This window comes from Streptomyces beijiangensis (assembly GCF_017315755.1).
Classification (GTDB): Bacteria; Actinomycetota; Actinomycetes; order Streptomycetales; family Streptomycetaceae; genus Streptomyces; species Streptomyces beijiangensis.
Genome location: NZ_JAFLRJ010000354.1, coordinates 1 through 8,522 on the forward strand (window position 1 = coordinate 1; position 8,522 = coordinate 8,522).

Annotated in this window: 8 protein-coding genes; 6 read left to right on the plus strand and 2 right to left on the minus strand. The window is 69.5% G+C overall.

Annotation, left to right across the window (positions count from 1 at the left end; genetic code table 11):
• Positions 1-450 precede the first annotated feature (450 nt).
• Entirely contained in the window at positions 451-1,413 is a 963-nt protein-coding gene (locus J0695_RS30520) for an HAD family hydrolase (protein WP_206967485.1), read from the minus strand.
• Between the two features lie 197 nt (positions 1,414-1,610).
• On the opposite strand from J0695_RS30520, the gene J0695_RS30525 reads away from it, so the two are divergent.
• From J0695_RS30525 to hemB, 6 genes are all read left to right on the plus strand, one after another.
• The gene (locus J0695_RS30525; protein WP_206967487.1) at positions 1,611-1,886 is read left to right on the plus strand and encodes a glutaredoxin family protein; all 276 of its coding nucleotides are present in this window, start codon (positions 1,611-1,613) and stop codon (positions 1,884-1,886) included.
• A 274-nt stretch (positions 1,887-2,160) separates the two neighbouring features.
• Entirely contained in the window at positions 2,161-2,892 is a 732-nt protein-coding gene (locus J0695_RS30530; protein WP_206967489.1) for a redox-sensing transcriptional repressor Rex, read from the plus strand.
• On the plus strand, positions 2,889-4,274 hold the full coding sequence (locus tag J0695_RS30535; protein ID WP_206967491.1) for a glutamyl-tRNA reductase: 1,386 nt from the start codon (positions 2,889-2,891) through the stop codon (positions 4,272-4,274). Before J0695_RS30530 ends, J0695_RS30535 begins: the two co-directional genes overlap by 4 nt.
• Positions 4,271-5,227 (plus strand): hydroxymethylbilane synthase, encoded by a 957-nt coding sequence (gene hemC, locus J0695_RS30540; protein ID WP_206967493.1) that lies wholly within the window; start codon positions 4,271-4,273, stop codon positions 5,225-5,227. The genes J0695_RS30535 and hemC overlap by 4 nt, the downstream gene beginning before the upstream one ends.
• On the plus strand, positions 5,224-6,882 hold the full coding sequence (locus J0695_RS30545) for a bifunctional uroporphyrinogen-III C-methyltransferase/uroporphyrinogen-III synthase (protein ID WP_206967494.1): 1,659 nt from the start codon (positions 5,224-5,226) through the stop codon (positions 6,880-6,882). The genes hemC and J0695_RS30545 overlap by 4 nt, the downstream gene beginning before the upstream one ends.
• A 118-nt stretch (positions 6,883-7,000) precedes the next feature.
• The gene (gene hemB, locus J0695_RS30550) at positions 7,001-7,984 is read left to right on the plus strand and encodes a porphobilinogen synthase (protein ID WP_307798818.1); all 984 of its coding nucleotides are present in this window, start codon (positions 7,001-7,003) and stop codon (positions 7,982-7,984) included.
• A gap of 55 nt (positions 7,985-8,039) precedes the next feature.
• Here the strand turns inward: hemB and J0695_RS30555 are convergent, their stop codons facing one another.
• Positions 8,040-8,522, minus strand: coding sequence for a carboxymuconolactone decarboxylase family protein (locus tag J0695_RS30555; protein ID WP_206967497.1), 483 nt, complete (start codon positions 8,520-8,522; stop codon positions 8,040-8,042).

Genomic DNA, 8,522 nt, shown 5'->3' on the forward strand with positions numbered 1-8,522 from the left:
GCCTGGCTACGCTGCGCGCAAGCGGTCGGCGACCGTTGCGCGCAGCGTAGCCAGGCCCGAGGCGTCAACCCCGACGTGTGGGTACACGGGACTCCCAGAGGCAGAGCTTCCATCACGTGCAGTGCTGGACCGTTCACCCGTGGTGCCTGTAGGTGGGGTCCGGTATGCGTCTGAGGAGAATAACGCTTCGTACAGGCAGTGCTACACCCAGTTGCTCAAATCATCGATTCCGTCGCTTCTGTTACGTGTTGGCGGCGGATCCAGTAGCACTTCGTGACCAGTTGTTGATCAGATTGCGTCACGATCTGGCTGGGTGCAGAAACACTTGTGGCCGAGTGAGAGCAACGGGACTGGCGGGGGCCCGGTGGGGGTACGACGTTCGGTTCAACTGCGGTGCGCAGTCGGGCGCGGCGGGCCGGTGACGGCGGTGGCGGCCAGTGGCGGCGACGGTCAGCGGCGGCGGCGGTGCAGGGCGACCGCGGCGGCCGTACCGCCCGCGATGGCGCCGACGCCGGCGGCGGCCGGGATGCCGACCTTGGCCGCCTTGCGGCCCGTGCGGTAGTCGCGCAGCCGCCATTCGCGCTCGCGGGCGTGGCGGCGGAGCTTGGCGTCCGGGTTGATCGCGTACGGGTGTCCGACGAGCGAGAGCATCGGGATGTCGTTGTGCGAGTCGCTGTACGCGGCGCAGCGGGCGAGGTCGAGGCCCTCGGCGGCGGCGAGGGCGCGGACGGCCTCGGCCTTCGCGGGGCCGTGCAGGGGCTCGCCCACCAGGCGGCCGGTGTATACGCCGTCGACCGACTCGGCGACCGTACCGAGCGCGCCGGTCAGGCCGAGGCGGCGCGCGATGATCGTGGCGGTCTCGACGGGGGCGGCCGTGACGAGCCACACCTTCTGGCCCGCGTCGAGGTGGGCCTGGGCGAGGGCGCGGGTGCCGGGCCAGATGCGGTCGGCCATGTACTCGTCGTAGATCTCCTCGCCGATGGACATCAGCTCGGAGACTCGGTGGCCCTTGACGATGGACAGGGCGCTGTCGCGGGCGTCCTGCATGTGCTCGGGGTCCTCGATGCCGGCGAGGCGGAACCAGGTCTGCTGCCAGGCGAACCTGGCCAGCTCGCGGCGCTGGAAGAACTTGCGCTTGTAGAGGCCCCGGCCGAAGTGGAAGAGGGCCGCGCCCTGCATCACGGTGTTGTCGAGGTCGAAGAAGGCGGCGGCGAGGTCGTCGCCGACGACGGGGAACTCGGGCTCTCTCGGGGTGTCCGCAGCGTCCGTCGTGTCCGTCGCTGTCTGCTCCTGCTGGGCGTGTGCCAGCTCGGCGGAGGACTTGCGGGCTGCCTCGGCTGCGGCCTCGCCTGCCAGCACGCTGCGTGCCGTGGCGGAGCGCCTACGAGGGGTGAGCCATCCCAGTGCGGCCATGTCGTGAGCATAGCCAGTCTGTTCGGTACTTCCCGACCCGTGGGGATGCGGTGGCGTGAACTCTCCGGGGCAGGGCTGTTAACCAGTGGACCTTGGGCTGTGGTGAGGGGGCGGCCCGCGTCGCCCCGGGGGCTCCGCCCCCGGCCCCCCGCTCCTCAATCGCCGGAGGGGCTTGATTTCGGCGGAGAATGGGCCCCATGAGTCCCCTGTTGCGGCGTGCGAAGAAGGATCCCGGTGAGCGCGTGGTCACCCTGATCGGGAAGAGCGGGTGTCATCTCTGCGAGGAGGCGCGCGAGGTCGTCTCGCGGGTCTGCGGTGAGGTGGGGGCCGCGTGGGAGGAGAAGAGCATCGAGGAGGACGCGGAGCTGCACCGGGAGTACTGGGAGCAGATCCCTGTCGTACTCATTGACGGGGAGCAGCACACCTTCTGGCGGGTGGATGCCGATCGGCTTCGACGCGCACTGGGCTCTTAATCGCGAAAGACGGTTACCATCGTGGGCGATTTGAGCGGTCTCGGGGGCGTAGTCGTGAGGAGTGTGTGCGGTTTTGCCCCCTTCGGTTTCTCAACGGATCGGAATGGCCTGTGGTTCCAAGATCGCACGGCCGAAGCGCGTGACCCCGGTCACTTTGGTCGGACAAAGCGGACACCATCTTTGTGCACGCGTTCACAAAGACATAGCCTGCATTCGACGGGGCGGTCCTGGGACAAGTGGCCGCCTGCAGCCTCGCTCATCCCGCAGGAGCACCGTGGCAACTGGCCGAACTCACCGACCGGCGACCCGTAGCCGAGGAATCCCCGAGGCCACCGTCGCCCGACTTCCGTTGTACCTCCGTGCCCTCACCGGGCTCTCGGAGCGTTCCGTACCCACCGTTTCATCGGAGGAACTGGCCGCTGCGGCCGGGGTCAACTCCGCGAAGCTGCGGAAGGACTTCTCGTATCTCGGGTCCTATGGGACGCGTGGGGTGGGATACGACGTCGAGTACCTCGTCTATCAGATCTCGCGCGAGCTGGGGCTCACCCAGGACTGGCCGGTCGTCATTGTCGGTATCGGTAATCTCGGTGCCGCGCTGGCCAATTACGGCGGCTTCGCCTCCCGTGGATTCCGGGTCGCCGCGCTGATCGACGCCGATCCCGCGATGGCGGGGAAGCCGGTCGCCGGAATCCCCGTGCAGCACAGCGACGAGCTCGAAAAGATCATTGCGGACAACGGTGTCTCCATCGGGGTCATCGCGACCCCCGCCGGAGCCGCGCAGCCCGTCTGTGACCGCCTGGTCGCCGCGGGTGTCACCTCGATCCTGAACTTCGCGCCCACCGTGCTGACCGTTCCGGACGGTGTGGACGTGCGCAAGGTCGACCTCTCGATCGAGCTGCAGATCCTCGCCTTCCACGAGCAGCGCAAGGCCGGCGAGCACGCCGCCGCCGCTGCCGACGAGCGGAAGGGACCCGACGGGGAGCTGCCCGCCGTGATGCCGGCATGAGTCTCCTGGTCGTCGGGCTGAGCCATCGCAGTGCGCCGGTCAGCGTGCTGGAGCGGGCATCGCTCTCCGCTGATGCGCAGGCCAAGCTGTTGCAGGACACGCTCGCTTCGGAGCCCGCGGTCGAGGCCGCGGTCCTCGCGACGTGCAACCGCATCGAGCTCTACGCCGACGTGGACAAGTTCCACGCGGGCGTCGCCGAACTTTCCACGCTGCTCGGCCAGCACAGCGGGGTGGGGCTCGACGAGCTCACTCCGTATCTCTATGTGCACTACGAGGACAGGGCTGTTCACCACCTCTTCTCGGTGGCGTGCGGGCTCGACTCCATGGTCGTCGGCGAGGGGCAGATCCTCGGGCAGATCAAGGACGGCCTCGCGCGCGGACAGGAACTGCACACCGCGGGGCGGCTGTTGAACGACCTGTTCCAGCAGGCGCTGCGCGTCGGCAAGCGTGCGCACTCCGAGACCGGCATCGACCGGGCAGGCCAGTCGCTCGTCACCTTCGGGCTTCAGCAGCTCTCCGATGGTGCGCAAGTGGCGGACTGGGCCAAGGGGAAGCGCGCGCTGGTGATAGGCGCGGGCTCGATGTCCTCGCTGGCCGCCGCGACGATCGCCCGTGCGGGAGTCGCCGAAATCGCCGTCGCCAACCGGACGTTGTCCCGGGCCGAGCGGCTCGCGGAGATCCTCGGCTCCGCCGGTACGGGAGTTGTGGCGCGCGCCGTTCCCATGGAGGAGGTGCGAGGCGAGCTGAACGACGCGGACCTGGTCATCTCCTGTACGGGCGCGACCGGTCTCGTACTGACGGCGGAGGATGTCGCCGAGGCGGCCGAGGGGCGGCGCGTGGCGCTGCTCGACCTCGCCATGCCGCGCGACATCGACGCCGCCGTGCACCGCATTCCGGGCGTACGCATCGTCGACATCGAGTCGCTCGCCGACGCGTCGGCAGACGCCCCGATGGCCGCCGACGTGGACGCCGTGCGCGCCATCGTCTCCGACGAGGTCGCCGCCTTCGGTGCCGCACAGCGCGCCGCGCACATCACCCCGACCGTCGTCGCCCTGCGCACCATGGCCGCCGGCGTGGTCGCCGGTGAGATCGCGCGGCTCGACGGACGCCTCCCCGACCTGGACGACAAGCAGCGCGCCGAGATCACCCAGACCGTGCGCCGTGTCGTCGACAAGCTCCTGCATGCGCCCACCGTGCGGGTGAAGCAGCTCGCGAGCGAGCCCGGCGGCGCCGGGTACGCGGACGCGCTGCGGGAACTCTTCGACCTCGACCCGCAGACGGTCGCCGCCGTCAGCCGGGCGGATCTGACAGAGCTGACCGACCTGAAGACCGCTGATTTGATGATCACAGACGTAGACGTCAAGAACCGAGGGCAGGCATGACCAGTGCCTTGAGGCTCGGGACCAGGCGCAGCAAGCTCGCCATGGCCCAGTCAGGACACATCGCCGAGGCGGTGCAGCAGATCACCGGCCGCTCCGTGGAGCTCGTCGAGATCACTACGTACGGGGACACCTCACGCGAGCTCCTCGCGCAGATCGGCGGCACCGGAGTCTTCGTCACCGCGCTGCGCGAGGCGCTGCTCAGCGGTGAAGTCGACTTCGCCGTGCACTCGTTGAAGGACCTGCCGACCGCGCAGCCGGACGGCCTGGTGCTGGCAGCGATCCCGGTGCGGGAGGACCCGCGTGACGCGCTCGTGGCGCGGGACGGACTGACTTTCGAGCAGCTGCCCGACGGCGCCAGGATCGGTACCGGTTCGACGCGGCGGATGGCGCAGCTCAATGCGTACGCGCGCAGCCACGAGCTCAGGATCGAGACCGTTCCGATCCGCGGGAACATCGACACGCGTGTCGGTTTCGTACGCAGCGGTGAGCTGGACGCGGTGGTCCTTGCCGCCGCCGGGCTCAGCCGCATCGGCCGCAGCGGGGAAGTCACCGACTTCTTCCCGGCCGACATCATTTTGCCCGCCCCCGGCCAGGGGGCACTGGCAGTCGAGTGCACGGCAGTCAATGCCGACCTCATTGCCCAGCTCGCCGAGCTCGACGACCCGTACACACGGGCCGCCGTGACCGCCGAGCGATCTCTGCTCGCCGCCCTGGAGGCCGGTTGCAGTGCGCCTGTTGGTGCACTGGCCGACGTCCTGGCCGACGGGCAGAACCACACTGAAATGCGTCTGCGCGGCGTCGTCGGCTCGATCGACGGCTCCGAGCTGGTGCAGCTGTCCACCACCGGTCCCGTACCTACGTCGCACGAAGGCATTGTGGCTCTGGGGCGCGAACTCGCGTCCGAGATGCTCGCCAAGGGTGCGGCCGGTCTTATGGGGGAGCGAGCACGATGAACCCCACCGCCCCGATCCTTCCCGCCATTCCCGGACACGGGCACGTCACCTTCCTGGGTGCCGGACCCGGAGATCCGGGGCTGCTCACACTGCGCGCCGTCGAGGCGCTCGCACGTGCGGACGTACTGGTCGCCGAGGAGCATGTGCTCGACGTCGTACGCGGCCATGCCCGGGCGAACGTAAGCACGCCTCAGCTGACGGTTATTGACGAAGCGTCAACAGCCGCCGGTATCCCGGCGATCCGAGATGCCGCCAATCTTGTCATGGAGGCCGCGAGGTCCGGCAGGCGGGTCGTCCGTGCTGTCGCCGGTGACCCCGGGCTCGACGGCTGGGCGGGCGACGAGATGATCGCCTGCTCCGCGGAGGGGATTCCCTTCGAGGTCGTGCCCGGTGTGGCGACCGCCGTGGGCGTTCCCGCGTACGCCGGGGTCCCGCTGCGTGACGCGCAGGGCACCGATGTGCGCTTCGTGGACGCGCGGACCGCCTCCGACCGTTGCTGGAGCGAGGTCGGCGCGAGCGATGCGACGGCCGTCGTCACGACCACGCTCGACAGCGTGGCCGCGGCCGCCGGCGAGATGGTCTCCGCCGGGCGCAAGCCCGACACCCCCATGACGGTGACCGTCGCAGGGACGACCACCCGGCAGCGGACCTGGTCCGCGACGCTGGGGACCATCGCCCAGGTGCTGAAGCAGGCCAAGGTGCTCCCTTCGCCTGACGGGCACCAGCCGGTCATAGCCGTGGTCGGTGAGCGCAGCTCCGCTGCCCAGCGCGACCAGCTCTCGTGGTTCGAGTCGAAGCCGCTCTTCGGGTGGCGGGTGCTGGTTCCGCGGACGAAGGAGCAGTCGGCTTCGCTCTCCGACCAGTTGCGGAGTTATGGGGCTGTGCCCCACGAGGTCCCCACGATCGCTGTTGAGCCGCCGCGTACCCCGCAGCAGATGGAGCGGGCGGTCAAGGGGCTCGTCACGGGCCGCTATGAGTGGATCGCTTTCACGAGCGTCAACGCGGTGAAGGCGGTGCGCGAGAAGTTCGAGGAGTACGGGCTCGACGCGCGTGCCTTCGCCGGGATCAAGGTCGCTGCGGTGGGCGAGCAGACCGCAGCCTCGCTGGTGGAGTTCGGCGTCAAGCCGGATCTGGTGCCGAGCGGTGAGCAGTCGGCCGCGGGTCTCCTGGAGGACTGGCCGCCGTACGACCCGGTCTTCGACCCGATCGACCGCGTCTTCCTGCCGCGTGCGGACATCGCGACCGAGACGCTGGTCGCGGGTCTGATCGAGCTCGGCTGGGAGGTCGACGACGTCACGGCCTACCGGACCGTGCGGGCCTCGCCGCCGCCGGCCGATACGCGGGAGGCGATCAAGGGGGGCGGGTTCGACGCCGTTCTCTTCACGTCGTCCTCGACTGTGCGGAATCTGGTCGGGATCGCGGGCAAGCCGCACAACGTGACCGTCATCGCGTGCATCGGTCCTGCCACGGCGAAGACCGCCGAGGAGCACGGGCTGCGGGTGGACGTGCTGTCGCCCGAGCCTTCGGTGACCAAGCTGGCCGCGGCGCTGGCCGAGTTCGGCGCGGCGCGCCGGGACGCGGCGAAGGAGGCGGGCGAGACGCCCTGCCGGCCGAGCGAGCGGCGGCCCGGGGGCCGTCGGCGGCGTACCACCTGAGGCGTAGTGTTCGAGGGGCCCGGTTTGTCCGGGCCCCTCAGCCTTTTTTACGACGCCTGACAAGACGCTGAACAAGACGCTGAAGCTGCTCAACACCCTGAAGACGCTGGAGACGTACGTGAGTTCTTCGTTCCCGGGGGCAAGGCCCCGCCGTCTGCGCACCACCCCCGCGATGCGGCGGATGGTCGCGGAGACGCGGCTGCACCCGTCCGATCTGATTCTGCCCGCCTTCGTACGGGAGGGCATTGCCGCGCCGGTGCCGATCTCGGCCATGCCGGGGGTCGTCCAGCACACGCGGGACTCCTTGCGGAAGGCGGCAGTTGAGGCCGTTTCCGCCGGGGTCGCGGGAATCATGCTCTTCGGGGTGCCCGAGGACGCGAAGAAGGACGCCGTGGGGTCGGCCGGGACCGATCCGGACGGGATCCTGCAGGTCGCGCTCCGGGATGTGCGCGCCGAGGTCGGCGACGACCTCGTGATCATGTCGGACCTCTGCCTCGACGAGTACACCGATCACGGTCACTGCGGTGTGCTGACGGAGGACGGGCGCGTCGACAACGACGCGACGCTGGAGCGGTACGCCGAGATGGCGCAGGTCCAGGCCGACGCGGGCGCCCATGTGGTGGGCCCGAGCGGGATGATGGACGGCCAGGTCGGCGTCGTCCGCGACGCGCTGGACCAGATCGGGAAGGAGGACGTCTCGATCCTGGCGTACACGGTCAAGTACTCGTCCGCCTTCTACGGTCCCTTCCGGGAGGCGGTGGGCTCGTCGCTGGTCGGCGACCGGAAGACGTACCAGCAGGACCCGGCCAACGTGCGCGAGTCGCTGCGGGAGCTGGCGCTCGACCTCGACGAGGGCGCGGACATGGTCATGGTGAAGCCGGCCGGTCCTTACCTCGACGTTCTGGCGCGGGTCGCGGACGCGGTGGACGTGCCGGTGGCCGCGTACCAGATCAGTGGTGAGTACTCCATGATCGAGGCGGCGGCGGAGCGTGGGTGGATCGACCGGGACAAGGCGATCCTGGAGTCGCTGACGGGGATCAAGCGCGCGGGCGCGGACATGATCCTCACGTACTGGGCGACGGAAGTGGCGCAGCAGTTCTGAGTGTGGGTACGAGGAGCCCCGCTGTCCGGGAACGGACGGCGGGGCTCCCTGCTGTTCAGGCGAAGGCTTGGAGCTGGTCGTCGACCGGGGCGCCGGTGAGGCGGTTGGCGAGGGTGGAGATCGTGTACGTACCGATGCCGAGGACGACCTCCAGGGCGTTCTGCTGGGTGTAGCCGTGGCCGAGGAAGGCGTCGAGCGCGTCGGGGGAGACGTCGCCTGCGGTGGCCAGGACTTCGAGGGTGAAGAGGCGTACGGCCTCCAACTCGGGCGCCGGGAGCGGCTTCTGGGTGCGGAGAGCTTCGATGAGCGCCGGGTCCGCGTCGAGGGTGGTGAGCGTGCGGGTGTGCATGGCGATGCAGATGTGACAGTCGTTGCGGGTGGCCATGGTGAGGATCACGGTCTCGCGGGCGAGCGGGGCGAGGGTGGTCGTCTCGAAGAGGGCGCTGAGCTTGAGGAATCCGTCGAGGGTCTGGGGTGAGGTGGCCAGGCGGGCGACCGGGGTGGGGAGATAGCCGAGGTGGCTGATGGTGGCCTGCAT